Below are 23,303 nucleotides of genomic sequence, written 5' to 3'. Positions count from 1 at the left end.
GCAATGAGGCTGGTAACCAGCGAGCCGCTGTCAGCCGGAAGGACGGCCGTGCACATCGTCATCATGGGCTGCGGAAGGGTGGGCTCCGCCCTCGCGCAGACCCTGGAACAGCAGGGTCATACGGTCGCAGTCGTCGACCAGGACCCCACCGCATTCCGTCGACTGGGGGCATCGTTCGGCGGCCGCCGCGTGACCGGGGTCGGCTTCGATCAGGACACGCTGCGGGAGGCGGGCATCGAGGAAGCCGGCGCCTTCGCCGCCGTCAGCAGCGGTGACAATTCCAACATCATCGCCGCCCGCGTGGCCCGCGAGATGTTCGGCGTCGAGAACGTCGCCGCCCGCATCTACGACCCCAAGCGCGCCGAGGTCTACCAGCGCCTGGGCATCCCGACCGTGGCGACCGTGCGGTGGACGGCCGACCAGATGCTGCGCCGGCTGCTGCCCTCGGGCGCGGAGCCGCTGTGGCGCGACCCGAGCGGCGGTGTGCAGCTCGCCGAGGTGCACACCTCGGCGAGCTGGATCGGTCACAAGGTCAGCACGCTGCAGGACGAGACGGGCGTCCGCGTGGCGTTCCTCACCCGGCTGGGCGAGGCCATGCTGCCGACGTCGCAGACGGTCCTCCAGGAGGGCGACCTCGTCCACGTGATGATGCGCACGGACGAGATCGAGAAGGTCGAGGCGGTCTTCGCCCAGGGGCCCGAGGAGGCACACGCATGAGGGTCGCGATTGCCGGAGCCGGCGCCGTCGGCCGCTCCATCGCGGGCGAGCTGCTGGAGAACGGCCACGAGGTGCTGCTCGTCGACAAGGCGCCGACCGCCATCTCCGTGGAGCGCGTGCCGCAGGCCGAATGGCTGCTGGCCGACGCCTGCGAGATCACCTCGCTGGACGAGGCCGCGCTCCAGCGCTGCAACGTGGTCATCGCCGCCACGGGTGACGACAAGGTCAACCTGGTCGTCTCCCTGCTCGCCAAGACCGAGTACGGGGTGCCCCGCGTCGTGGCGCGGGTCAACAACCCGAAGAACGAGTGGCTCTTCAACGAGTCCTGGGGCGTCGACGTCGCGGTCTCCACGCCCCGCCTGATGTCGGCCCTGGTGGAGGAGGCCGTCAGCGTCGGCGACCTGGTGCGGCTGCTCCGGTTCAGCCACGGCGACGCCAACCTCGTCGAGTTGACCCTGCCGCCCGACTCCTCGGTCGCGGGCACGCAGATCAGCGAGATCAGCTGGCCCGAGGACACCTCGCTGGTCACGATCATCCGGGGCAACCGGGTGCTCACCCCGCACGGCGAGGAGACCCTGGAACCGGGCGACGAGCTGCTGTTCGTGGCCGCCCAGGCCCGCGAGGAGCAGCTGGAGGACCTCCTCCAGGCCCGTCACTGACGCCCCGCACACGCGCGAAGGGGCCGCCGACCACATGTGTGGCCGGCGGCCCCTTCGCCGTCTCGGCGAGACTTCGCCGTCTCGGCGCACCCGTTGCGGGCTCGGTGGCCCAGGCGCCGTCCCGGGAGTCCGGCTCCGGCGGTTACGCCCGTCGCTCGCGCGCCGCGGCCTTCGCCGCCTTCTCGGCGGCCTCCTCGGCCTCGTACTCGGCGATGACGTCGATCGGCGGGGGCGCCTTCGCCAGGAACACCCAGGTGAAGTACACCGCGAGCACCATCGGCGGCAGCTTGAGCGCGATCAGCACCCACCCGAGCTGGGTCGCGTCCCCCCACCAGTACAGCGGGAAGAGGATCGCGTACTTGGCGAGGAAGATGATCCCCCACGCCAGGCTGGCCTTGGTGTACGCCTTCTTGCGCCCGGGGTTGCGCGTGCGCCAGGACAGGTTCTCCTTGAACACCGGCCCGAGGATGACTCCGAGCAGCGGGAAGCCGATCAGCGCCGAGAGCGTGAAGGCCACCCCCAGCCCCGCCCCGTAGATCATGCCGGGCAGGTAGAAGCCCTTGGCGGTGCCGGTGAAGAGGGCGAAGGCCACGCCCACGCCGACGCCGAAGACGCCGCTGAACGCGTGCTTGACGGTGTCCTTGCGCAGCAGCCGCACGATCACCAGCACGACCGCGACGACGGCCGCCGCGATGGCGGACATCACCACGTTCTTGTTGATCGTGTAGATCATCACGAAGAGCAGGCCGGGGAGCATCGTCTCCACGGTGCCCCGGATGCCGCCGAAGGCGTCGAAGAGCGCTGCCTGCGTCGCCGCCTTCTGGTCGTCGGCGGGGTCGGCCTGGCCGCCCGGGCCGGCGCCGTCCGGGGCGGGGGTGTTCGGTTTGTCGAGTGACGTCACCGGCTAGTGCTCCTGTCCGAGCGGTCGGAGTTCGTACTTCGGGTTGAAGAGGACCCGGCGCCCGTGACTCATCGCGATCCGTCCGGAGGCGATCATGCGCCGCCCGGGCTCGATTCCCACGATCGAGCGACGCCCGAGCCACACGACGTCCAGCGCGGCGGAGCCGTCGAACAGCTCCGCCTCCAGGGCGGGCACGCCGGCCCGCGGGCGCAGGGTGACCGTCCGCAGGGTACCGGTCACCTTGACTATCTCGCGGTCGTAGGAGTCGCAGATCCGCGTGCATCCCGCGGCTTCTGCGTCCTGCTGCAGCTCCGCCGAATGCAGCTCCTCCTGGGAGGTGGAAAGACGCTCGATCATCCGGCGGAACCGGCCCGCCGGCCTGGCCGGTTTCGCGGGCTTCTCGGGACGCGGTTCAGCACTCATACAGGAAGCGTACCGGCGTGCCCGCCACCTCTCGAAGCAGTACCCCGTGCCCGGTCCGGTGAGGAAGTGCCGCGGGTGCGGGGGTCCGCCCCGAGCTTGCGGCGCGGCTGCCCCCGGGAGACCCGCGGGTGGTTGCTCCCGGCCCCCGGGGTCCCGGTGCGCTGCCGGCCGTGGTGCGCGACGGAGCCGACGACGCGGTCACCCGCCCCCGCGGGCCCGGAACGCCCCCGCGGGCCCGGAAAGGCCCCCGGGGCGCGCGTAGGCCCGCCAAGACGCGCGAAGGCACGCCGGGACGCGCGAAGGCCGGTGGGCCGCACCCGCGAGGGATACGGCCCACCGGCCCGAAAGCGAGGAGCAGGAGGAGCAGCAGGAGCGGAGGGTCAGCGGACCTCGGTGATCTCCGGCCCGCGCTCCAGCTGGCCCATGTCACCGCCGAAGCGGGAGCCCTCCGCCTCACCGGTCTGCTGCACGCCGTCCGGCACCATCTGGGCGTCGTTCGGCAGCTTGAGGACGATCGGGTCGCGGGGCGCCATCGGGCCCTCACCGCGCACGACGACGGTGTCCCGGAAGATCTGCTCCAGCACACCGCCGGCCTCGGGGCGCACCGCGGCCTGGCCGGAGATGACGCCGCGCAGGAACCAGCGCGGGCCGTCGACGCCGACGAACCGCACCAGCTGCGCACCGGTCTGCCCGTCGGGCAGCGGTACGGGCACCTGCGCGCGCAGCTCCCAGCCCAGCGGGCCCTCGACCTCGTCGATGATGCCGCCCTGCTGGGTGATGCCCGCGGCGATCTCCTCGCGGACCTCGCCCCAGATGCCTTCCTTCTTGGGCGCGGCGAAGGCCTGCAGCTGCACCGCGCTGTCGCCCAGGACGACGGTCGCGGCGACGATGGCGTCACCCGCGACCTCCACGCGCAGCTCCATGCCCTCGACACCGGGTACGAGGATGCCGCCGAGGTCGACCCGGCCGTCTTCCGGCTTGCCGGGCACTTCGGAAACGTCCCAGGGGCCGTCGGGCCGGGGCGCCGGCGGCAGGTTCACTCGGCGGGGCGTGGCGTCGTCGAGCTGGTCGGCGTCGTTCTGCTCATCGCCGTGCTCGTTCTCGACGACCTGCTCGGCCGCGCCGCCGTCGTTGACGGAGTCGTTCTTCTTGCGACGTCCGAACACGTCACTGTCCTTCCCGGTCGGTTACGACCGAAGCGTAGCCATTCCCACCCTGCTGACCAGCTCCGGATCCGGCCACGGCCGCATGACCGCCGGTGGAGCCGAAACCCCCCTCGGCCCGGGCCGAGCCGGGAAGTTCCGCCACCTCGTGGAAGCGCACCTTCTCGACCCGCTGGACAACCAGCTGGGCAATGCGGTCGAAACGCTCGAACCTGACGCTCTCGCGCGGGTCGAGATTGACCACGATCACCTTGATTTCCCCACGGTACCCGGCATCCACCGTCCCCGGGGCATTCACCAGCGCGAGCCCGCAGCGGGCGGCCAGGCCCGAGCGGGGGTGCACGAAGGCGGCGTACCCGTCGGGCAGGGCGATCGAGACGCCGGTGGGCAGTACGGTCCGCTCACCGGGCGCCAGCTCGGCGGCCTCGGTGGTCACCAGGTCGCAGCCCGCATCGCCGGGATGGCCGTAGGAGGGCAGCGGCACCTCGGGGTCGACGCGGCGGATCAGCACGTCGACCGGTGCGCGGTCGTTCTGAGTCATCAGGGGTTCACCTCGAAGGCGCGCGAGCGCCTGACCTGGTCCGGGTCGGCCATTGCCGCCCGGATCTCCTCGGGCCTTCCGTTGTCGATGAAGTGGTCGACCTTCACCTCGATGAAGAGGGCGTCGGCGCGCACGGCGACGGGGCCCTGCGGGCCTCCTATTCGGCCGACCGCGGTGGAGTAGATCTTCCGCCCGGCGACGGCGGTGACCTCGGCCTCCAGGTACAGCACGGTGCCCAGCGGGACCGGCCGGACGAAGTCGGTCTCCAGCCGCCCGGTCACCGCGATGACGCGCAGCAGCCAGTTCAGCGAGCCCAGCGTCTCGTCGAGCGCGGTGGCCAGTACGCCTCCGTGCGCGAGACCGGGCGCGCCCTGGTGGGCGGGCTTGACGGTGAACTCGGCGGTGACGCTCACGCCCTCGCCCGCCCTGGCCTCCAGGTGGAGCCCGTGCGGCTGGCCCCCGCCACAGCCGAAACAGTGCTCGTAGTGCGCACCGAGGAGTTCGCCGGGTGCCGGCGCGTCGGGGTGCCGGACCGGCGCCGTGGCGTCGGCCGGGGGCGTCAACGCTGTGTTTCGTCCACTCACAGCCGCTGACCTTACCCGCGCGGCTACCCGCGGGTCGCCCCGTGGCAGGCTTGAGGCATGCAGCTCTCCCCCGCGCACCACGACGAACGCCTGACCGCCCCCCGCTCCTGGTGGGCCATTGCCGTACTCACCGGCCTGGCGTGCGCCCTGATGCTGCTCCCGCTGGGCACGCTGCCGCTGCTGGCCGGGCTGGTCGGAGGTACGGCGCTGACGGGGATGCTGGTGAGTTCGTACGGCTCCGCGCGCGTGCGCGTGGTGAACGGTGCGCTGGCGGCGGGCGAGGCCCGGATCCCGGTGGCGGCGCTGGGCGAGCCGGAGGTCCTGGACGCGGAGGAGGCCCGGGCCTGGCGCACCTACAAGGCCGACACCCGCGCGTTCATGCTGCTGCGCAGCTACGTCCCGACGGCGGTCCGCGTCGAGGTCACGGACCCGGCGGATTCGACCCCCTACGTCTACCTCTCCACCCGCGAGCCCGAGGCACTGGCGACGGCGATCCGCTCGGCGCGGACGCAGGCCGGCTGACGGCTCTCCCGGGTCCGGCGGCCGGCTAGCGGCGCTCTTCGGGGTCCGTCCCCTCGATGGCGGCCCTGGCGGCCTCGGGAAGGGGCCCTGGCGCCCGCTCAAGGGGCGGCAGCGCGGGGAGGGCGTCCCAGGACACGGCGCGCGCCCGCAGGTCGTCCCGGACCTTGTGGGCGAGTTTGCGGGTGTCGCGGCGGTTCATGACGGCGCCGACGGCCGCGCCCACCATGAAGGGAATCAGGTTCGGCATGTTGCGGACCATCCGCTTGGTGATCTGCTGCCGCAGTTCGCGCTTCATCTGACCGCCCAGCGCCGCGTTCAGCGTCGTCGGCTTGGTCAGGTCCACCCCGCGCTCCTCCGTCCAGGACGTGAGGTAGGCGAAGGTGCGCTCCATGAGGTTCCCGGGGGGCCGCAGCCCGTAGACCTCGTGGAGTTCGGCGATCAGTTTCAGCTCGATCGCGGCGACCCCGGTGACCTCCGCCGCCAGTTCCGCCGGCATCGCGGGCGGCACGGGCAGCATCGCCGCGGCGCCGACACCGGCTCCGACGGCGGACGTGGCGTGGGCGGCGCCGGCGATCAGCTTGTCGGCGAGCCGGTCGGGGTCGAGGCCCGGGAACTGCGCGCGCAGGGTCGCGAGGTCCCGAACCGGAACGCGCGGTGCGTTCTCGATGACGCGTTCGGCGATGTACAGGGCGACGGCCCTGGAACCTGCGCGGCCCTTGCGCACACCGTTCTTGACGGCTTGCATCCGACGGGTCCCGGACGTGCGGGGCCCGTCGTCGGCCACCGTGGCCGGCGGCACCGCTGGGGCGGTGTCGGAGGGCACGGCGGGATCGCCGGAGGTCACGCGGCCCGCCTCCGAGCCCGTTTCCACCCGCGTCTCCGCTGGATCACCAGACTTCCGGAAGCGGTGCTTCCGGAAGGGCGACGACCCTTTCACGGCCGAGGCCTCTCAGTCGCAGTCGCGACAGATCGGCTGGCCGTTCTTCTCGCGCGCCAGCTGGCTGCGGTGGTGCACCAGGAAGCAGCTCATGCAGGTGAACTCGTCGGCCTGCTTGGGCAGGACCCGGACGGCCAGCTCCTCGTTGGAGAGGTCGGCACCGGGAAGCTCCATGCCCTCCGCCGCGTCGAAGTCGTCCACGTCCACATTCGAGTGGGACTTCTCGTTGCGTCGAGCCTTCAGCTCTTCGATGCTGTCGTTGTCTACGTCGTCGTCGGTCTTGCGCGGAGTGTCGTAGTCCGTTGCCATGGTTCGCTCTCCCCCTCTGGGATTTAGCGGTGTCTCAGCGCACGTAACGCGCGAGAGGCCGGACTTGTGCCCGACCTGAGGCGGAGATTTTGCCTCACATCAAGGTCTGTTACTCAATCGACACCCAGCCGGGCCCCCGAAGGAGCTTGTGGCTGGGATGACGACCGGGACCGTACACGGTCCGGAGGCCGCCTTGCACAAACGCCACCCCGTGTATTTCCCGCCATTTGGGGGGCCGGAAACCCGGACTTCCCGGGCTTTCCGGCCCCCTTGGGGTCACGGAACGCGCACGGCCGGACACTCGCCCATGTGATCGATCACACAGCGACCATCTGACCGGTGGGCCAAGAATTCGGCCGATAGCGAACGCAGGCGCGTCCTGGTCACAGGGGCAACGTGACACGCATCACGAGGCCACCGCCCTCCCGGGGCGTCGCCTGGATGCGGCCGCCGTGTGCGCGCGCCACGGAGCGCGCGATGGACAGACCGAGCCCCACACCCTTGTCGCTGCCCGTTCGCTCCGTACGCAGCCGCCTGAACGGCTCGAAGAGGTTGTCCACCTCGTACGCGGGAACCACGGGACCCGTGTTCGATACGAGCAGCACCGCCTGGCCGTGCTGGACCTCGGTCGTGACCTCCACCCAGCCGCCCTCCGGCACGTTGTAGCGGACGGCGTTCTGCACCAGGTTCAAGGCGATCCGCTCCAGCAGCACGCCGTTGCCCTGGACGACGGCGAGCGACCGCTCGCCGCGGATCTCCACGCCCTTCGCCGCGGCCTCCGCCCGCGCCTGGTCGATGGCGCGCGAGGCGACCTCCGCCAGGTCCACGGGCTTGCGCTCGACGATCTGGTTCTCGCTTCGGGCCAGCAGCAGCAGCCCCTCGACCAGCTGCTCGCTGCGCTCGTTGGTGGCCAGGAGCGTCTTGCCGAGCTGCTGGAGTTCCACCGGCGCCCCGGGGTCGGAGAGGTGCACCTCCAGCAGCGTCCGGTTGATCGCGAGCGGTGTGCGCAGCTCGTGCGAGGCGTTCGCGACGAACCTCTGCTGGGCGGTGAAGGCCCGCTCCAACCGGTCGAGCATCTCGTCGAAGGTGTCGGCGAGCTCCTTGAGCTCGTCGTCCGGCCCGTCCAGCTCGATCCGCCGGGTCAGGTCGGTGCCCACCACCCGGCGGGCGGTGCGGGTGATCTTGCCCAGCGGCGAGAGGACCCGGCCGGCCATCGCGTAGCCGAAGGCGAAGGCGATGATGCTCAGGCCCAGCAGCGCCATCAGCGACCGGCTCAGCAGGTCGTCGAGGGCGTGCCGGCGCTGGTCGAAGATGCACTGGCTGATCGCCGAGTAGAACTGGTCGAAGGACATGTCGGCGCCCACGCCGGAGCAGGTCGTACTGGTGACCTCGATCTTCGTACCGCCGACGATCTTGAAGGGCAGGGCGTTGCCCTCCCGCAGGGCCTGCGCCGCCAGCAGGTAGATGATCGACAGCAGCAGGATGCCCGCGATCAGGAACATCCCGCCGTAGAGCAGCGTGAGGCGTATGCGGATGGTCGGCCGCAGCCACGGGAAAGGACCCTCGGGCTGGCCGGGGTCCCAGGTCGGTTTCGGGGGTGCCGCTGGTGGCGCCGGAGTCGCTGCCATGGCGTCAGATCCGGTATCCGGAACCCGGCACGGTCACGATGACGGGCGGCTCCCCGAGCTTGCGGCGCAAGGTCATGACCGTCACGCGCACCACGTTCGTGAACGGGTCGGTGTTCTCGTCCCAGGCCTTCTCCAGCAGCTGCTCGGCGGAGACCACGGTCCCCTCGCTGCGCATCAGGACCTCCAGCACCGCGAACTCCTTCGGCGCCAGCTGCACCTCCCGGCCCTCGCGGAACACCTCGCGCCGGTTCGGGTCCAGCTTGATCCCGGCGCGCTCCAGCACGGGCGGCAGGGCGACCGTCGTACGCCGGCCCAGGGCGCGCACGCGGGCGGTCAGCTCGGTGAAGGCGAACGGCTTGGGCAGGTAGTCGTCCGCCCCGAGCTCCAGCCCCTCGACCCGGTCACTGACGTCCCCGGAGGCGGTCAGCATGAGCACGCGCGTCGGCATGCCGAGCTCCACGATCTTGCGGCAGACGTCGTCGCCGTGCACCAGCGGGAGGTCCCGGTCGAGTACGACCACGTCGTAGTCGTTCACTCCGACGCGCTCCAGGGCCGCGGCGCCGTCGTACACGACGTCCACGGCCATGGCCTCCCGGCGCAGGCCGGTGGCCACCGCATCGGCGAGCAGCTGCTCGTCCTCGACGACGAGTACGCGCACGTCGTTTCCTTCCTTCGAGCCCAGAAGGGCACACGTGTATTGCGTCGCCCATCCTGCCCGTTTCGGCGGTAAACCGGCTGTAAGGCGCCATGGGCCCCCCGCAGCGGCCGATTCCGTACGGACGGTTGCGACGATTCGATGGACTCACGAGGTTTCTGCGCCCAGGGTGCCGGGGAGGACGAGGGAACACCCCATCCACTCCTGACGGCGGACTGCCACGGGCAGCACCGCCGCGACCCACGAAGAGGGGGCGCACCCACCATGGACGCATTCACCGCGGGTCTCCTGCAGCGCATCAGGGCCACGCAGTCGGACCTCAGCAAGGCCCGTGCGACGGGCGACGACTACCTCGCGGATGTGGAACAGGCCGAGCTGGAGGACCTCCAGCGCCTCGCGGCCGAGCACGGCGTTCCGGTCACCGCTGCCTGACCGGGAGCTGCCCGACCGAGAGCCGCCCGACCGAAGGCGCCCGACCGAAGGCACCTGACGCAGAGCCGCCCGACCGAAGGCCCGACCGACACTTCTCGAACCCCGGTACTCCTTCCTGGATCCCGGCCGCCCCAGGGCGGCCGGGATCCACTCACGTCCGGGACCGTCCGCGGTCAGTCGTGCCAGGCCCCGGCTTCCTCCAGCAGCGGCTGCAGCGAGGCGAACACGGCGGGGGTGGCGGCCAGCGCCAGCTCCCCCGAGGCCGGCTCGCCCGGCCGGCCGCCCGTCAAGGCGCCGGCCTCCCGGGCGATGAGCGCGCCCGCGGCGAGGTCCCAGGGGTTCAGCCCCCGCTCGTAGTAGCCGTCCAGCCGCCCGGCGGCGACGTCGCAGAGGTCCAGGGCCGCCGATCCGGCGCGGCGGATGTCCCGCACCCGCGGCAGGATCCGCCGCACCACCTCCGCCTGCTGCTCCTTGCGGTCCTGGAGGTAGGCGAACCCGGTGGCCACCAGTGCCTGGTCCAGCGGCGCGGCCGCGCGGCACCTCAGCCGGACGTCCCCCTGCCAGGCCCCTGCGCCGAGCACGGCGTGGTACGTCTGGGCGCGCATCGGCGCCGCCACCACCCCGACCACCGTCTCGCCGCGGTACTCGGCGGCGATCGACACGCTCCAGCTGGGCAGCCCGTACAGGTAGTTCACGGTGCCGTCCAACGGGTCCACGACCCACCGCACGCCGCTCGTCCCGGGGCTGTCGGCGCCCTCCTCGCCGAGCAGCCCGTCATGGGGCCGGCGCTCCGCGAGGATGCCCGTGATCAGCTTCTCCGCCGCGATGTCCATCTCGGTCACCACGTCGATCGGGCTGGACTTGGTCGCCGCCACCGCAAGGTCCGCCGGCCGCCCGTCGCGCAGCAGCTCGCCCGCCTTCCGGGCGGCGTCGAGGCCCACCGCCAGCAGTTCCGCTTTCAGTGCGGCCGGGTCCTGTTCGTCGGTAACCATGCTCGTCCCACTCCCTACGCGTACGGACTGTCGACGCCCGCGGCCGCCGGCCGGGGTGCTCGCGCGGGACAGCAGCCCACCGCGCAGAGGTCGTGGCTGGGGCCGAGCGCCCCGAGCGCGCACCGCTCCACCGCTTCGCCGCGTTCGGCGGCGGCCCGCTCCAGCACGAGGTCCCGTACCGCCGCCGCGAACCGCGGGTCGGCGCCTACCGTCGCCGACCGGGCGACGGGCAGGCCCAGTTCGGCGGCCTTGGCCGTCGCCTCGGTGTCGAGGTCGTACAGGACCTCCATGTGGTCCGAGACGAAGCCGATCGGCACCATCACCACCGCCGGGGCGCCCGCCTCGTGCAGGGCCTCCAGGTGGTCGCAGATGTCGGGCTCCAGCCAGGGGATGTGCGGGGCACCGCTGCGCGACTGGTAGACCAGCTCCCAGGGCAGTTCGGTGCCCGTCTCGGCGCGCACCGCGTCCGCGATGAGCCCCGCGACCTCCAGGTGCTGCCTGACGTACGCGCCGCCGTCGCCGTGCTCCTCGACGGGGCCGGAGGTGTCGGCGGCCGCGGTCGGGATGGAGTGCGTGGTGAACGCCAGGTGCGCGCCGGCGCGCACGTCCTGCGGCAGGGCGGCCAGCGAGGCGAGCACGCCCTCGACCATCGGCTGTACGAAGCCCGGGTGGTTGAAGTAGTGCCGCAGCTTGTCCACCCGGGGCAGCTCGGCCACGCCCTCCTCGGCCAGGGTGGCGAGCGCGTCGGCGAGGTTCTCCCGGTACTGGCGGCAGCCGGAGTACGAGGCGTACGCGCTGGTGGCGAGCACCGCGATGCGGCGGCGGCCGTCGGCGGCCATCTCCCGCAGCACGTCGGTGAGGTACGGCGCCCAGTTCCGGTTGCCCCAGTACACGGGCAGGTCCGGGCCGTGCTCGGCGAATTCCTTGCGCAGGGCGTCCAGGAGCTCGCGGTTCTGGCCGTTGATGGGGCTGACGCCGCCGAAGCGGAAGTAGTGCTGCCCGACCTCCTTGAGCCGTTCGCGCGGGATGCCGCGCCCGCGCGTGACGTTGTCCAGGAACGGCACGACGTCTTCGGGGCCCTCGGGGCCGCCGAAGGAGAGCAGCAGAAGGGCGTCGTAGGGGGCGGCGTCGGGGGCGCGGAGCTGGTCGGACATGCGTCGAATCCTGCCACCCAGGCGGCCGCGGCGGGAAACGGACCCGGCGGCCGACATGACGCGTCCCACGGGTAAGGTCACCCTTAGTAAGTCCGTTTCCTCGCCATGCGGGTGCCTTGTCGGCGGTCGTAACCTGTTCAGGCCTTTGACATCCCCTACGGAGGGCCCGTGCCCAGTCCCTACCGCGCGATCTTCGCCGCCCCAGGCACCAAGGGGTTCAGCGCAGCCGGGTTCATCGGCCGCATGCCGCTCTCCATGGTGGGCGTCGGCATCCTGACCATGATCTCGGAGATCACCGGCCGCTACGGGCTGGCGAGCGCGCTCACCGGAGCCCTGGCCCTCTCCGCCGCGGCGGTCGGCCCCCAGATCTCCAAGCTGGTCGACCGCTACGGGCAGCGGCGGGTGCTGCGCCCCGCGACCCTCTTCGCCGTCGCGTCGGTGGCCGGGCTCCTGATCGCCGCGGCGAACGGCTGGCCGGACTGGACCCTTTTCGTCTTCTCCGTCCTCGCGGGGTGCGTACCGAGCGTCGGCTCGATGGTCCGCGCCCGGTGGACGGCGATCTACCGGGACACCCCCAGCCTGCACACCGCGTACTCCTTCGAATCCGTGGTCGACGAGGTCTGCTTCATCTTCGGGCCGATCGTCGCCATCTCCCTGTCCACGACCTGGTTCCCGGAGGCCGGGCCGCTGGTCGCCGCGCTGTGCCTGCTGGTGGGCGTGTGGTGGCTGACGGCGCAGCGCGCCACGGAACCGGAGCCGCATCCGCACGACGAGCACGGGAACCGGTCGTCGGCCCTGCGCTCCCCGGGACTCCAGGTGCTCGTTGCCACGTTCGTGGCGACCGGGGCGATCTTCGGCTCGATCGACGTCGCCACGCTCGCCTTCGCCGACGAGCGCGGCCACAAACCGCTCGCGAGCGTGATCCTCGCCGTGTGGGCCCTCGGCTCCTGCCTCGCCGGGATCGTCTTCGGCCTGCTGCACCCCAAGGGGACGGCCGAACGTCGATGGGTACTGGGCATCTGTGCGATGGCCGTGAGTATGATCCCCCTCCTACTGGCCGGGAACTTGCCGTTTCTGGCCGTGGCGCTCTTCGTCTCGGGCCTCGCCATCGCTCCCACGATGATCACCACGATGGCCCTGATCGAGGCGCACGTACCCCGCGCGAAGCTGACCGAGGGCATGACCTGGATCAGCACCGGCCTCGCGGTCGGTGTCGCGGTCGGCTCCTCCGTGGCCGGCCTGGTCATCGACGCGGCCGGCGCCAGGAGCGGGTACGTCGTCTCCATATCGGCGGGAGCGGCCGCGGCCGCGGTGGCGTTCGCGGGTTACCGCCGGCTGACGAGGCCGGCGCAAGGGGAGGAGCCAGCTACCGATGGGGACGGCGACAGCAGGGCGGAACGGGCGGGCAGGGGCGGCGGGGACGCCGGCCGCGTGGCGTAACTGGGCGGGGAACGTCAGCGCGACGCCCGTGCGGGTGGTGACCCCGGCCTCGGTCGGGGAACTCCAGGAGGCGGTCCGCAGGGCCGCCGGGGACGGGCTGCGGGTGAAGGCGGTCGGCACCGGCCACTCCTTCACCGCGGCCGCCGCGACCGACGGGGTGCTCATCCGCCCCCAGGCGCTGCGGGGCATCACGGCGGTCGACCGGGCCGCCGGAACCGTCACGGTGGCGGCGGGCACGGTCCTCAAGGACCTGAACGCGGCCCTCGCCCGGGAAGGCCTGTCGCTCACCAACATGGGCGACATCATGGAACAGACGGTCGCGGGTGCGATCAGCACCGGCACCCACGGCACCGGCCGCGACTCGGCCTCCATCGCCGCCCAGATCCGCGCGCTGGAACTGGTCACCGCGGACGGCAGGCTGCTGACGTGCTCCGAGAAGGAGAACCCCGAGGTCTTCGCGGCGGCGCGGCTCGGCATCGGGGCGCTCGGCATCGTCACCTCGGTGACCTTCGCCGTCGAGCCGCTCTTCTTCCTGACCGCCCGTGAGGAGCCGATGGGCTTCGACCGGGTGACGGCCGAGTTCGACGAGCACGTCGCGGAGAACGAGCACTTCGAGTTCTACTGGTTCCCGCACACCGGCAACTGCAACACCAAGCGGAACAACCGCAGCCAGGGCCCGGCCGCCCCGCCCGGAGCGGTCAGCGCGTGGGTCGAGGACGAACTGCTGTCCAACGGCCTGTTCCAGGCGGTCAACTCGCTGGGCCGAGCCGTTCCCGCGGCCATCCCCTCCATCGCCCGCGTCGCGAGCCGCGCGCTGTCGGCGCGGACCTACACCGACATCCCGTACAAGGTGTTCACCAGCCCGCGCCGGGTGCGTTTCGTGGAGATGGAGTACGCCCTTCCGCGCGAGCGCGCCGTCGGGGCCCTGCGGGAGCTCAAGGCGATGGTCGACCGTTCCGACCTGCGGATCAGCTTCCCCGTGGAGGTGCGGACGGCTCCGGCGGACGACATCACCCTGTCCACGGCCTCGGGGCGCGAGACGGCGTACATCGCGGTGCACATGTACAAGGGCACGCCGTACCAGGCGTACTTCACCGCGGCCGAGCGGATCTTCACCGCGCACGGGGGGCGGCCGCACTGGGGCAAGGTGCACACCCGGGACGCCGAGTACTTCGCCCGGCTCTACCCGCGCTTCGGCGAGTTCACCGCCCTGCGCGACCGGCTGGATCCGGACCGGCTGTTCGGCAACGACTACCTGAGGCGGGTCCTGGGCGCCTGACGGCGGTTCAGGAGGAGCTCGGCTCCGGGGTGGGCGTCGGTGTCGGCGTCGGCGCGGGCGTCGAGGACGGGGTGGGTGCGGGCTGCGGGGTGCGCTCCGGGTCCGGTCCCGGCCGGCTCGGGGCCGGCGACGGCGCCCGGTCCGCGGAGCGGGAGGGGGCCGGACCGGGCTCCGGGCTCCGGCCGCCGCGGGAGCTCCCGGGACCCGGGGAGGTCCCGCCGCCCCCGCCGTCCTCGGGCGCGGGGCGCCGGCGGTGGTCGGCGGCCTTGCGGGTACCGCCGGACAGGAGGGTGCCGCCGCCGTCGCTGACCGAGGTGCCGGCCGCGGCCTCGTAAACGCCGAGCCCTCCGATGGCCATCGCGAAGGCGGCCCCCGACGCCACCGCCGTGCGCTTCCAGCCCCGTACGCGGGTGCCGTGGACGGTGGCCTCGCCGAACTCCCCGGCCGCCGGGGGCCCCGGCGGGCCGGACCCGGGCCGGGCGCCGGTGCGGAGACGGTCGCCGGTACGGAGGCCGTCGCCGGTGCGGAGGCGGTCGCCGGTGCGGAGGCGGTCGCCGGTGCTGCGGAACACGTGCTGGATGACGGGGCCGCCGGCGGTGGCGACCACGCTCACCACCCCGGCGCCCAGGATGGTCCCGTACACCCCCAGCTTCGAGGCGAGCAGCGCCGCCGCGACGGTGGCGAGGGAGGAGCCGGCGATCTGAGCGACGCTCAGGTCGAGCTTCTGCTTCTCCGGTGCGGTGCCGTCCTGTGCCATCCCGTGTCTGCCTGCCTCTCGCGCCTCTCCTGCCTCTCCTCTTCCGGTAGTTACAGACACCTGGACGAAAGGGATAGTTCCGCTTCTGCGGATTCTGTGAAGCAAGACACCCGAAAACGGACCGCGCCGCAGGTGGGCCATGCCCGGGCCCCGTTCCAGGGCAGGCCAACTCCCGCCGCCCGGGACAACTTCGGCGGCGCGGCGGTCCACCCAGGTGGCCCGAATGGAGTACTGTGGCGAGCCCTGGGGCCGTCCTTCCTTTCGGATGTCCGGACCCGGGAGAGGGGGCCGACGATGGAGAAACGGCACTCAAGACCGGCGATGCCGCGGTGTTGCACAGGTTTCCGATGCGCACAGTAATCGTTCGGTCACTGTGTGTGCCCAACAGGTAACCGTGCCATAACGGCGATCAAGGGCGCATGCCCGACACGCCGGTTTAACTCGGCAAGGTTGTGGCAGGCTGCACCCGGGCAGGCCACACTCGACTAGCGGAAGCAGCGACGCACGTGACGTCGGCAGGCACCACCCGGGAGGTCCCCATGCCCGAACTGCGTGTCGTGGCCGTCTCCAATGACGGCACACGACTGGTGCTCAAAGCTGCCGACAGCACGGAGTACACGCTTCCGATCGACGAGCGTCTACGGGCTGCCGTGCGCAACGACCGCGCGCGCCTGAACCAGATCGAGATCGAGGTGGAGAGCCACCTCCGCCCCCGCGACATCCAGGCCCGCATACGGGCCGGTGCCTCCGCTGAGGAGGTCGCCCAACTCGCGGGCATCCCCGTCGACCGGGTACGCCGCTTCGAGGGTCCGGTCCTCGCGGAGCGCGCGTTCATGGCCGAGCGGGCCCGCAAGACACCCGTGCGCCGTCCCGGCGAGAACACCGGGCCGCAGCTCGGCGAGGCGGTGCAGGAGCGGCTGACGCTGCGCGCGGCCGACAAGGAGTCCGTGCAGTGGGACTCGTGGCGCCGCGACGACGGCACGTGGGAGGTCCTGCTGGTCTACCGGGTCGCGGGCGAGCCGCACTCCGCCAGTTGGACGTACGACCCGCCGCGCCGGCTGGTCGTGGCCGTGGACGACGAAGCCCGCTCGCTGATCGGTGAGTCCGACGACCTGCCGGCGACGCCCGAGCCCAGCTTCCCCTTCGTACCCCGCATCGCGCGGCTGCCGCGCGACCGGCCGCTGGACCGCACGCTCGACCGCCAGCCGGAGCGCAGCACCGTGCCGGCTGCGGACCCGGAGGAGGAGCGGGACTCGCTGACCAGCCTGCTGGAGGCGGTCCCGAGCTTCCGGGGCGACATGGTGGTCCCGGAACGGCCCGACGCCCCGGCGGAGGAACCGGAGGCGGAGGAGCCCCCGGCCGCTTCGGCGGGCGCCGGTACCGCGTACGCCGATGTCCTGATGCCCCGCACCGTCGCGGGCCACCGTGAACGCCTCACCGGCACCACCGACCGCCAGGCGGAGGCCGACGGCGTCCGCCCGGGCCGCCGCGCGGCGGTCCCGAGCTGGGACGAGATCGTCTTCGGCACCCGCCGCAAGAAGCAGGAGTAGCCGGCTGGGGCCCGGAACGCCCACGGCGGGCCGGGCCACCTCGCGCAGCCCCGCACCCCGCGCCGCTCAGCCGGCGGAGCCCCCGGTCGCGACCGGGCGGTCCGGGTCCGAGGACCAGTCCGACCAGCTGCCCGCGTACAGGGCCGCCGGGATCCCGGCCACCTCCAGCGCCAGCACCTCGTGCGCCCCGGACACCCCCGACCCGCAGTACACGCCGACCGGCGCTCCTTCCGCCGCGCCCAGCGCCTCGAACCGCGCCCGCAGCGCCTGCGCCGCGAGGAAACGCCCGTCCGGTCCCACGTTCTGCGTGGTCGGCGCCGACAACGCCCCCGGCACGTGGCCGCCGACCCGGTCGATCGGCTCGACCTCGCCCCGGTACCGCTCCCCCGCCCGCGCGTCCAGCAGGATCCCGGCGCGGGCCAGTGCGGCCGCCCCGTCCGCGTCCAGCACCTCCATCGCTCCCGGGTTCGGCTTGAAATCGCCCTCCCTGGGGGACGGCTCCTCGGTCGTCAGTTCCCCTCCCGCCGCCGTCCAGGCGGGCAGACCCCCGTCGAGGACCCGTACCCGCTCGTGCCCCGTCCAGCGCAAGAGCCACCACGCGCGGGCCGCGGCCCACCCCAGTCCCCCGTCGTAGACCACCACCGGAGCGCCCGCCGAGACCCCGGCCCGTCGCATCGCCGCCCCGAAGTCCTCCGGGTCGGGCAGCGGATGGCGGCCGCCCAGCCCCGTCGCGCTGACCGGACCGGCCAGTTCGCGGTCGAGGTCGACGTACACCGCGCCCCGCAGGTGCCCCGCCTCGTACGCGGGCCGCTGGTCGGGGCCGCCCAGCTGCCAGCGGACGTCCAGGAGCACCGGCGCATGGGTTCCGGCCAGCTCGTCCATCAGTTCGGGAGCCGAGATAATCGCAGTCATGGGCCCATCTTCCTCCCCACGGCCCGACCTCACGTAACAAGCCGGACATCAACGCGCCGCAGCACACCGCAACGCGCCGCACCGATTCGGTCATCTCTCGCCCACCCGCCATCCGTCCGGCCCGGTCGAGCCGCGCCGGAGCGCGCGAAGTGGAAGCATCAGAGCGCGACACGGGGGCAGGGCTACGACGGAGGAGACGGCTGACATGAGCGAGGCACCGGAAACGACCAGGCGCCCGCCCGGCGCGCCCTGCTGGGTGAGCCTGATGGTCCACGGCCTCGGCACCACCGAGGACTTCTACGCCGACCTCTTCGGCTGGGAGTACGTCCCGGGCCCCGTCCCCTTCGGCCCCTACGTCCGTGCCCTCCTCGACGGCCAGGAAGTGGCGGGCATCGGCGAGATGCCGCCGGACCGGCTCCTGCCGGTCGCCTGGACCACGTACTTCGCCACGGATGACGCCGACTGCACGGCCGAGTCGATCAGGGCGTGCGGCGGCACGGTCGCGGTCGGCCCGCTGGACGCGGGCAACGCCGGCCGCCTGGCCATCTGCTCGGACCCGCTCGGGGCGATCTTCGGGATCTGGCAGGCCGGTGCCCACCTCGGCGGCGCACTGCACGGCCACCCGGGGACGCCGGTCTGGAACGAGCTGCTGACCCAGGACACCTCGACCGTCGGGAAGTTCTACGAGCACGTCTTCGGCCACGAGGCCCGGGAACACCACGACGCCTCGGCCGACTTCGACTACCTCGTCCTGCGCCTCCAGGGCCGTCCGGTCGCCGCCGTGCACGGTGTGGGCCGCGCCCTGCCGCACGACCGGGGCTCGCACTGGATGACGTACTTCGAGGTGAGGGACCCCGACGCGGCCGCCGCCCGGGTGACGGAACTCGGAGGACGCGTCATCCAGCCTCCGCGTGACCGGCTCAGCGGCCGCGTGGCGACGGTCGCGGACCCGGAGGGCGCGGTGTTCACCCTCGTACGGTCTTGGCCGCAGCCCTCTCAGGGCGCGTAGCCCGCCCGCCCCCACGGGCGCAGCTTCTCCGGGTTGCGGACCGCCCAGATCCGGGCGACGCGCCCGTCGCGGACGTCGAAGGCGGCCACGGTCATGACGACGCCGGCGCGCTGGGCCACCAGGCCCGGCGCGCCGTTGACCGACCGCTCCAGGAGTTCGAGTCCGGGGGCCTTGTCGGCGATCGCGACCATGTACTGGGCGATGCGGGCGCCGCCCTCCAGCGGGCGCAGGGCGGCGCCGGCCAGGCCCCCGCCGTCGGCGGTCATCACGGCGGCCGGGTCGAGGAGACCGACGAGGGCTGCGATGTCCTTGGTCTGCCACGCCTCTTTGACGTGCCTCACCACGCCGGCCCGGCCGGCCGTCGTCACCGGGGGCCTCGCGGCCACCACGCGCCGCCGGGCGGAGGCCGCCAGCTGCTTGCAGGCCGCGGGGGTGCGGCCGAGAACGCCGGCGATCTCGGCGAACGGGTACCGGAAGACGTCGTGCAGCACGAACGCCACCCGCTCCGCCGGCGTCATCGACTCCAGGACGACGAGGAAGGCCATGGTCACCGACTCGTCCAGGACGATCTGGTCGGCGGGGTCCGCGGGGCCGGTGGGGCCGGTGCCGCCCGTTTGGTCCCCTTCGGTGCGGTCGGGCAGCGGCTCGGGCAGCCACGCGCCGACGTAGCGTTCTCGGCGGGCCCGCGCCGAGCCGAGCAGGTCCAGGCAGATGCGGCCGGTCACCGTCGTCAGCCAGGCGCCGGGGGACAGGATCTCCTCCCGCCGGCTTCGTGGCAGCCCGTACCAGCGGGCGTAGGCGTCCTGTACGGCGTCCTCTGCCTCGGTCACCGAACCCAGCAACCGGTAGGCGACGTTGATCAGTTGGCGTCGCTCGCCGACTGTCCCGTCCGTGCCGGTCCCGACAGTCCCCATGCTTGCGGCCGCCCCCTCGCCTTACCTTTCGCAGGCCCGTTTCGTCGGGCTGGTGAGACCTTATCGATCTACTGCCCGAGGGCGGGAAAAGGGGTTGTGACATGGCTACTCAGGTGACGGCGACGTCGGGCGCGCGGCGAGGCGCCTCGTTCCTGCGGATCGCGATCGCCCTGCAGACCCTGACCATCTTCCTCCAGGCGGTCTCCGCCGGACTGCTGCTGACCTCGTCCTACGGGGAGACGTTGCACGGTGTCGGAGCACGTGTGATGTACGGGGCGTCGATGCTGTACGTGCTCGCGGCGGTGCTGGCCTGGAAGCCGGGCGGCGGCCCCTCCCGGCCGGTCCGGCACGCGTCGGGTTTCCTCGTCCTCGCCTCTGTACAGGTCGTGCTCGGCGTCGCGCACGTCCCGTCAGTCCATCTCCCTCTGGGCGTGCTGATGTTCGGTCTGAGCGTCCTGGCGCTGGCCCGGCGCTGAGGTCCGGGAGTGCTCAGCGGCCGAGCGCGAGGCGCAGGGTGATCCCGTACCGCGTCCGCAGCCGGCGCAGTTCCCAGACCGACAGCGCGGTCACCGAGGCGGGCGGCCCGATGAGGAAGAGGATCCGCACGGGCAACGGCGCGAGCACCGGCACGTCGTCGAACAGTTGCAGCACGAACATCGCCCACACCAGCACCGGTGTGATCAGCGGCGGCAGCACCTCGTGGACGTCGCCGGTGCGGAAGGCGTGGTGGACGCAGAGCACCGCCGAGGCCATGCCGAACGGCAGCAGGAACAGCGCCATCAGCCCGGACCCGAAGCCCAGCAGGCTCATCGAGCCGGCCGTCCCCCGGGTCACGGCGAGCCACAGCAGCAGCGCCGTACCGAAGAGGGTGCCCAGGGCGGTCAGCGGCCCGCGCAGGCGCCCGCGGTAGAACGCGGGGCCCGGGGGCCTGGCGCTCATCACGAAGACGGCGAGGGCGATCGGGCCCAGCACCAGCAACAGGGCGGCGCTGATGACGACTTCACCGACCTTGTCGTTGAGGATCGACCCCGCCGACTCGCGCAGCGGATAGGCGAAGAGCAGCCAGCAGGTGGCCACGATCCCGATGGCGGTACGGGCGATCTGGGCCCGCTCGATGGACTCGTCGATGATCCGGTCCGGCCGCCCGGGCCGGTAGATCCGCGCCGCCAGCACGAACGGGAGCAATAGGAAGGTGACGCACCCGTTCCTGTCCCGATCGCGCGGCGCCGTCCCCGGTCTGTCCGTGTAGATGCTCAACTCTCCGGCCCCCATGACGATGATGATCACCGCATGATAGGACGAGCCGTCATTTCAGGCGGAGTTGACCGGGAGGACGTCCGGGGAGAGGGCGCCCGCGTGGGCCGCGGAGGAGGTCATGCGGCGGCGGTGGTGACGGCGGCACAGGACCTCGTAGCCGATCTCCTCCGCTGGGCGGTTCACGTCCCCGACGACGACCTGGGCGCCCTCGACCACCATCTCGCCGCCCACCGTACGGGCGTTGTGGGTGGCACGGGCCCCGCACCAGCACAGTGCCTCGACCTGGAGCTGTTCTATCCGGTCGGCGAGCTCGATCAGGCGCTGCGAGCCGGGGAAGAGCTTGGTGCGGAAATCCGTGGTGATGCCGAACGCGAAGACGTCCATGTCGAGGTCGTCGACGATACGGGCCAGCTGGTCGATCTGGGCGGGGGCCAGGAACTGGGCCTCGTCCACGATCACGTAGTCGGCCTTGCCGCCCTTGGAGAGCTGGTCCACGAGGTACGCGTACAGGTGCATGCCCTCCCCCGCCTCGACCGCCTCGGTGACGAGCCCGAGACGCGAGGAGAGCTTGCCCTGGCCCGCCCGGTCGTCACGCGTGAAGATCACGCCCACCAGACCGCGCGCCGAGCGGTTGTGGGTGATTTGCAGAGCCAGGGTGCTCTTTCCGCAGTCCATCGTTCCGGAGAAGAACACCAGCTCGGGCATGGGAAGTACGGACCTTTCGGGTCGTGGTCTGATCTGGGCGGGGGGGCGGGGGCGGGGCGGGGTCAGGTGCGGACTTCGAGGAGGGGGACCAGCTGCTCGGCCGCCGTCATCGAGCCGTGCATGCCGACGAGCGCCGACTCGTTCGGCTCGTTGCGGCTCGCGGTGATCGCGACATCGGCGTGGGCGGCGGCGATCACGTCGCCGATCCGGCCGAGCACGCGCTCGTCGCACTCCCCCGCAGGCCCGAACCAGCCCAGCTCCAGGGCCTCTTCGCGGCTCGCGACCCAGAAGCGGTCGCCGAGCACCTCGCGCCAGACGGTCAGCACGTCGGCCTCCGCGCCCGGTACGGCGTACACGTGGCGCGCCCTGCCCTCGCCGCCGAGGAGGGCCACGCCGGCGCCCAGCTCCCAGTCGTCGTCGAAGTCGACCCGGGACTCCTCGTCGAAGGGGACGTCCACCATGCCGTGGTCGGAGGTCACGTACAGCGCAGTGCGCGGCGGAAGCTGCTCGACCAGCCGCTGCACGAGCCGGTCCACGTACATGAGTTGGCCGCGCCAGGCGTCGGAGTCCACGCCGTGCCGGTGGCCCGCGCCGTCGAGTTCGCTGTAGTACGTGTACACGAGCGAGCGCTCGCCGGCGGCGAGCTGGATCGCCGCGAGGTCCATCCGCTCCTCGCCCGTCATCCGGCCGTGGAAGGTGCCGCCGCTGAGGGCGATCTTCGTGAGCGGGGTGGACTGGAACGCGGGCGCGGACACCTGCGCGGTGTACACCCCCGCCGCGTCCGCGAGCTGGAAGACGGTGGGGTAAGGCTGCCAGGCCTTCGGCTGGGTCCACGGCTGCCAGCGGAGCTGGTTCATCAGCTCGCCGGAGGCGGGGTTGCGCACGGCGTAGCCGGGCAGGCCGTGCCGGGCGGGGGGCAGTCCGGTGCCGACGGAGGCCAGCGAGGTGGCGGTGGTCGCCGGGAACCCGGCGGTGATCGGAAGGCCGGTGCCGCCGCGCGAGCCGGCGAGGAGGGAGGCCAGGTACGGGGCCTCCTGCGGGTGGGCCTTGATCTGCTCCCAGCCCATGCCGTCGACCAGGAAGACGCAGTTGCGGTCGGCCGGGGTCAGCTCGGCGATCCCGGCGGTGAGGCCGGGGACGCCCTGGCCGGCCGCGAGGGTCGGCAGGAGGTCGGCGAGGGAGCCGGTGCCGTACTGCGGTACGGGGGCACCGGCGACGTCCAGCAGCTCCGGCTCGTCCCAGTTCGGCGGTGCGGAGTAGGACATCAGCGGGCGGCGGCCGTGGCCGCGGTCGCCTCGGACAGCGCCTGGGCGAAGACGAGGGTCTGGCGGACCGTCTCCGGGCCGTCACCCGCCTCGCTGACCCGCAGGCTGAGGTCGTCGGCGGTGGAGTTGCCGGTGTATCCGTGGTCGGAGTCGCAGTTCGGGTCGCCGCAGGCGGCGGGCTCCAGGTCGATGCGCGAGACGGCGCCCCAGCCGATGGTCAGCACGACCTCACGGGGCAGGGTGCCGGGGGTGTAGGACTCCGGGTTCGCGACGACGCGGCTGAGCACCACCGAGGAGATGCTGCCGAGCTTGACCGATTCGGTGGAGGTGGTCGCGTACGGGGACGGGGAGCCGGCATCGGCCGCCTGCTCGTCGGTGTGGCTGACGATGAAGCGGTTGTGGGTGAGCACGAGGACCGTGACGTGGCGGCGCACCTCGTTGGAGTCGAAGGTCGTCTCCTGGTGCACCAGGTACGACGAGATCGGCTCGCCGCCCACCGCGGCCTCCACGGCCTCGGCCACGAGGGCCGGGTAGTAGCCGCTGCGCTCGATCGCCGCGCGCAGCCCCTGGGTCGTCGTACCGGATTTCGCCATGAGGT

At 72.3% G+C, this 23,303-nt stretch carries 27 protein-coding genes; 9 read left to right on the top strand and 18 right to left on the bottom strand.

The genetic code is table 11. The features are described 5' to 3' along the window. Positions 1-48: 48 nt before the first annotated feature. A complete protein-coding gene (locus tag OHA81_RS23880) occupies positions 49-717 on the top strand; it encodes a potassium channel family protein (protein WP_329199016.1) in 669 nt (222 codons plus the stop codon). Next, the gene (locus tag OHA81_RS23875) at positions 714-1,376 is read left to right on the top strand and encodes a potassium channel family protein (protein ID WP_190186165.1); all 663 of its coding nucleotides are present in this window, start codon (positions 714-716) and stop codon (positions 1,374-1,376) included. The genes OHA81_RS23880 and OHA81_RS23875 overlap by 4 nt, the downstream gene beginning before the upstream one ends. A gap of 142 nt (positions 1,377-1,518) precedes the next feature. Here OHA81_RS23875 and OHA81_RS23870 read toward each other — a convergent pair whose 3' ends face one another. The 5 genes from OHA81_RS23870 to OHA81_RS23850 form a co-directional block, all read right to left on the bottom strand. After that, the gene (locus OHA81_RS23870; protein WP_329199013.1) at positions 1,519-2,277 is read right to left on the bottom strand and encodes a DUF3159 domain-containing protein; all 759 of its coding nucleotides are present in this window, start codon (positions 2,275-2,277) and stop codon (positions 1,519-1,521) included. Positions 2,278-2,280: 3 nt separating this feature from the next. Next, positions 2,281-2,700 (bottom strand): OB-fold nucleic acid binding domain-containing protein, encoded by a 420-nt coding sequence (locus OHA81_RS23865; RefSeq protein WP_329199011.1) that lies wholly within the window; start codon positions 2,698-2,700, stop codon positions 2,281-2,283. Between the two features lie 380 nt (positions 2,701-3,080). Further along, on the bottom strand, positions 3,081-3,866 hold the full coding sequence (locus tag OHA81_RS23860) for a DUF3710 domain-containing protein (protein ID WP_329199009.1): 786 nt from the start codon (positions 3,864-3,866) through the stop codon (positions 3,081-3,083). A gap of 1 nt (position 3,867) precedes the next feature. Beyond that, positions 3,868-4,404, bottom strand: a complete 537-nt coding sequence (gene dut, locus OHA81_RS23855) for a dUTP diphosphatase (RefSeq protein WP_190186170.1) — start codon at positions 4,402-4,404, stop codon at positions 3,868-3,870. Continuing rightward, on the bottom strand, positions 4,404-4,988 hold the full coding sequence (locus OHA81_RS23850) for a PaaI family thioesterase (RefSeq protein WP_329199005.1): 585 nt from the start codon (positions 4,986-4,988) through the stop codon (positions 4,404-4,406). The genes dut and OHA81_RS23850 overlap by 1 nt, the downstream gene beginning before the upstream one ends. A 57-nt stretch (positions 4,989-5,045) precedes the next feature. On the opposite strand from OHA81_RS23850, the gene OHA81_RS23845 reads away from it, so the two are divergent. Beyond that, positions 5,046-5,510, top strand: coding sequence for a DUF3093 domain-containing protein (locus OHA81_RS23845; RefSeq protein WP_329199003.1), 465 nt, complete (start codon positions 5,046-5,048; stop codon positions 5,508-5,510). A 25-nt stretch (positions 5,511-5,535) separates the two neighbouring features. Here the strand turns inward: OHA81_RS23845 and OHA81_RS23840 are convergent, their stop codons facing one another. From OHA81_RS23840 to OHA81_RS23825, 4 genes are all read right to left on the bottom strand, one after another. Beyond that, entirely contained in the window at positions 5,536-6,447 is a 912-nt protein-coding gene (locus OHA81_RS23840; protein WP_329199001.1) for a hypothetical protein, read from the bottom strand. Positions 6,448-6,459: 12 nt separating this feature from the next. After that, entirely contained in the window at positions 6,460-6,756 is a 297-nt protein-coding gene (locus tag OHA81_RS23835; RefSeq protein WP_136212598.1) for a DUF4193 domain-containing protein, read from the bottom strand. A 383-nt stretch (positions 6,757-7,139) separates the two neighbouring features. Further along, on the bottom strand, positions 7,140-8,384 hold the full coding sequence (locus OHA81_RS23830; protein ID WP_329198998.1) for a sensor histidine kinase: 1,245 nt from the start codon (positions 8,382-8,384) through the stop codon (positions 7,140-7,142). A gap of 4 nt (positions 8,385-8,388) precedes the next feature. Next, complete coding sequence (locus tag OHA81_RS23825) at positions 8,389-9,042, bottom strand: response regulator transcription factor (protein ID WP_030036265.1); 654 nt, start codon at positions 9,040-9,042, stop codon at positions 8,389-8,391. Between the two features lie 261 nt (positions 9,043-9,303). Between OHA81_RS23825 and OHA81_RS23820 the strand changes: the two genes are divergently transcribed. Next, complete coding sequence (locus tag OHA81_RS23820) at positions 9,304-9,471, top strand: hypothetical protein (protein ID WP_329198996.1); 168 nt, start codon at positions 9,304-9,306, stop codon at positions 9,469-9,471. A 173-nt stretch (positions 9,472-9,644) separates the two neighbouring features. On the opposite strand, the gene OHA81_RS23815 is transcribed toward OHA81_RS23820, so the two are convergent. Both OHA81_RS23815 and OHA81_RS23810 read right to left on the bottom strand, forming a co-directional pair. Continuing rightward, a complete protein-coding gene (locus tag OHA81_RS23815) occupies positions 9,645-10,463 on the bottom strand; it encodes an inositol monophosphatase family protein (protein WP_329198994.1) in 819 nt (272 codons plus the stop codon). A 14-nt stretch (positions 10,464-10,477) separates the two neighbouring features. Beyond that, on the bottom strand, positions 10,478-11,617 hold the full coding sequence (locus OHA81_RS23810; RefSeq protein ID WP_329198993.1) for a ferrochelatase: 1,140 nt from the start codon (positions 11,615-11,617) through the stop codon (positions 10,478-10,480). Positions 11,618-11,785: 168 nt separating this feature from the next. Between OHA81_RS23810 and OHA81_RS23805 the strand changes: the two genes are divergently transcribed. Together OHA81_RS23805 and OHA81_RS23800 are read left to right on the top strand one after the other, a co-directional pair. Then, positions 11,786-13,057: an MFS transporter gene (locus tag OHA81_RS23805; protein WP_329198991.1), complete on the top strand. Its 1,272-nt coding sequence runs from the start codon at positions 11,786-11,788 to the stop codon at positions 13,055-13,057. Beyond that, entirely contained in the window at positions 12,990-14,336 is a 1,347-nt protein-coding gene (locus OHA81_RS23800; protein ID WP_329198990.1) for a D-arabinono-1,4-lactone oxidase, read from the top strand. The genes OHA81_RS23805 and OHA81_RS23800 overlap by 68 nt, the downstream gene beginning before the upstream one ends. A 7-nt stretch (positions 14,337-14,343) precedes the next feature. On the opposite strand, the gene OHA81_RS23795 is transcribed toward OHA81_RS23800, so the two are convergent. Further along, positions 14,344-15,093 (bottom strand): hypothetical protein, encoded by a 750-nt coding sequence (locus OHA81_RS23795; RefSeq protein WP_329198988.1) that lies wholly within the window; start codon positions 15,091-15,093, stop codon positions 14,344-14,346. Between the two features lie 539 nt (positions 15,094-15,632). Between OHA81_RS23795 and sepH the strand changes: the two genes are divergently transcribed. Further along, positions 15,633-16,643: a septation protein SepH gene (gene sepH / locus OHA81_RS23790; protein WP_329198986.1), complete on the top strand. Its 1,011-nt coding sequence runs from the start codon at positions 15,633-15,635 to the stop codon at positions 16,641-16,643. A gap of 66 nt (positions 16,644-16,709) precedes the next feature. Here sepH and OHA81_RS23785 read toward each other — a convergent pair whose 3' ends face one another. Next, a complete protein-coding gene (locus OHA81_RS23785; protein ID WP_329198984.1) occupies positions 16,710-17,555 on the bottom strand; it encodes a sulfurtransferase in 846 nt (281 codons plus the stop codon). A 205-nt stretch (positions 17,556-17,760) separates the two neighbouring features. Between OHA81_RS23785 and OHA81_RS23780 the strand changes: the two genes are divergently transcribed. Then, the gene (locus tag OHA81_RS23780) at positions 17,761-18,564 is read left to right on the top strand and encodes a VOC family protein (RefSeq protein ID WP_329198982.1); all 804 of its coding nucleotides are present in this window, start codon (positions 17,761-17,763) and stop codon (positions 18,562-18,564) included. Here OHA81_RS23780 and sigJ read toward each other — a convergent pair. Beyond that, a complete protein-coding gene (gene sigJ, locus OHA81_RS23775; RefSeq protein WP_329198981.1) occupies positions 18,552-19,478 on the bottom strand; it encodes an RNA polymerase sigma factor SigJ in 927 nt (308 codons plus the stop codon). The two genes, OHA81_RS23780 and sigJ, sit on opposite strands and share 13 nt — an antisense overlap. A gap of 101 nt (positions 19,479-19,579) precedes the next feature. Here sigJ and OHA81_RS23770 point away from each other — a divergent pair, with 101 nt between their 5' ends. Next, positions 19,580-19,954 carry a hypothetical protein gene (locus OHA81_RS23770; protein ID WP_329198979.1) on the top strand — a complete coding sequence of 125 codons (375 nt, stop codon included), beginning with the start codon at positions 19,580-19,582 and terminating at the stop codon, positions 19,952-19,954. A 13-nt stretch (positions 19,955-19,967) separates the two neighbouring features. Here OHA81_RS23770 and OHA81_RS23765 read toward each other — a convergent pair whose 3' ends face one another. The 4 genes from OHA81_RS23765 to OHA81_RS23750 all read right to left on the bottom strand — a co-directional run bounded on the left by OHA81_RS23765 (position 19,968) and on the right by OHA81_RS23750 (position 23,298). Then, positions 19,968-20,663, bottom strand: coding sequence for a hypothetical protein (locus OHA81_RS23765; protein WP_329198977.1), 696 nt, complete (start codon positions 20,661-20,663; stop codon positions 19,968-19,970). A gap of 126 nt (positions 20,664-20,789) precedes the next feature. Next, entirely contained in the window at positions 20,790-21,440 is a 651-nt protein-coding gene (locus OHA81_RS23760; protein WP_329198975.1) for a thymidine kinase, read from the bottom strand. A gap of 62 nt (positions 21,441-21,502) precedes the next feature. Beyond that, complete coding sequence (locus tag OHA81_RS23755; RefSeq protein WP_329198974.1) at positions 21,503-22,705, bottom strand: alkaline phosphatase family protein; 1,203 nt, start codon at positions 22,703-22,705, stop codon at positions 21,503-21,505. Beyond that, on the bottom strand, positions 22,705-23,298 hold the full coding sequence (locus OHA81_RS23750; protein ID WP_329198972.1) for a DUF5998 family protein: 594 nt from the start codon (positions 23,296-23,298) through the stop codon (positions 22,705-22,707). The genes OHA81_RS23755 and OHA81_RS23750 overlap by 1 nt, the downstream gene beginning before the upstream one ends. Positions 23,299-23,303 lie beyond the last annotated feature (5 nt).

The sequence above is a fragment of the Streptomyces sp. NBC_00667 genome, from assembly GCF_036226825.1.
GTDB lineage: Bacteria > Actinomycetota > Actinomycetes > Streptomycetales > Streptomycetaceae > Streptomyces.
Note: the sequence above shows the minus strand (reverse complement) of the source record. Positions and strands in the feature narration are given on the sequence as shown.

Bases quoted from the DNA above. Each gene is read 5' to 3' on its own strand.
- OHA81_RS23875 (WP_190186165.1), top strand. From the start codon at position 714: ATGAGGGTCGCGATTGCCGGAGCCGGCGCCGTCGGCCGCTCCATCGCG.
- OHA81_RS23800 (WP_329198990.1), top strand. From the start codon at position 12,990: ATGGGGACGGCGACAGCAGGGCGGAACGGGCGGGCAGGGGCGGCGGGG.
- sepH (WP_329198986.1), top strand. From the start codon at position 15,633: ATGCCCGAACTGCGTGTCGTGGCCGTCTCCAATGACGGCACACGACTG.
- OHA81_RS23835 (WP_136212598.1), bottom strand. From the start codon at position 6,756: ATGGCAACGGACTACGACACTCCGCGCAAGACCGACGACGACGTAGAC.
- OHA81_RS23770 (WP_329198979.1), top strand. From the start codon at position 19,580: ATGGCTACTCAGGTGACGGCGACGTCGGGCGCGCGGCGAGGCGCCTCG.
- OHA81_RS23755 (WP_329198974.1), bottom strand. From the start codon at position 22,705: ATGTCCTACTCCGCACCGCCGAACTGGGACGAGCCGGAGCTGCTGGAC.
- OHA81_RS23760 (WP_329198975.1), bottom strand. From the start codon at position 21,440: ATGCCCGAGCTGGTGTTCTTCTCCGGAACGATGGACTGCGGAAAGAGC.
- OHA81_RS23865 (WP_329199011.1), bottom strand. From the start codon at position 2,700: ATGAGTGCTGAACCGCGTCCCGAGAAGCCCGCGAAACCGGCCAGGCCG.
- dut (WP_190186170.1), bottom strand. From the start codon at position 4,404: ATGACTCAGAACGACCGCGCACCGGTCGACGTGCTGATCCGCCGCGTC.
- sigJ (WP_329198981.1), bottom strand. From the start codon at position 19,478: ATGGGGACTGTCGGGACCGGCACGGACGGGACAGTCGGCGAGCGACGC.
- OHA81_RS23820 (WP_329198996.1), top strand. From the start codon at position 9,304: ATGGACGCATTCACCGCGGGTCTCCTGCAGCGCATCAGGGCCACGCAG.
- OHA81_RS23830 (WP_329198998.1), bottom strand. From the start codon at position 8,384: ATGGCAGCGACTCCGGCGCCACCAGCGGCACCCCCGAAACCGACCTGG.
- OHA81_RS23785 (WP_329198984.1), bottom strand. From the start codon at position 17,555: ATGACTGCGATTATCTCGGCTCCCGAACTGATGGACGAGCTGGCCGGA.
- OHA81_RS23845 (WP_329199003.1), top strand. From the start codon at position 5,046: ATGCAGCTCTCCCCCGCGCACCACGACGAACGCCTGACCGCCCCCCGC.
- OHA81_RS23815 (WP_329198994.1), bottom strand. From the start codon at position 10,463: ATGGTTACCGACGAACAGGACCCGGCCGCACTGAAAGCGGAACTGCTG.
- OHA81_RS23750 (WP_329198972.1), bottom strand. From the start codon at position 23,298: ATGGCGAAATCCGGTACGACGACCCAGGGGCTGCGCGCGGCGATCGAG.
- OHA81_RS23780 (WP_329198982.1), top strand. From the start codon at position 17,761: ATGAGCGAGGCACCGGAAACGACCAGGCGCCCGCCCGGCGCGCCCTGC.
- OHA81_RS23810 (WP_329198993.1), bottom strand. From the start codon at position 11,617: ATGTCCGACCAGCTCCGCGCCCCCGACGCCGCCCCCTACGACGCCCTT.
- OHA81_RS23795 (WP_329198988.1), bottom strand. From the start codon at position 15,093: ATGGCACAGGACGGCACCGCACCGGAGAAGCAGAAGCTCGACCTGAGC.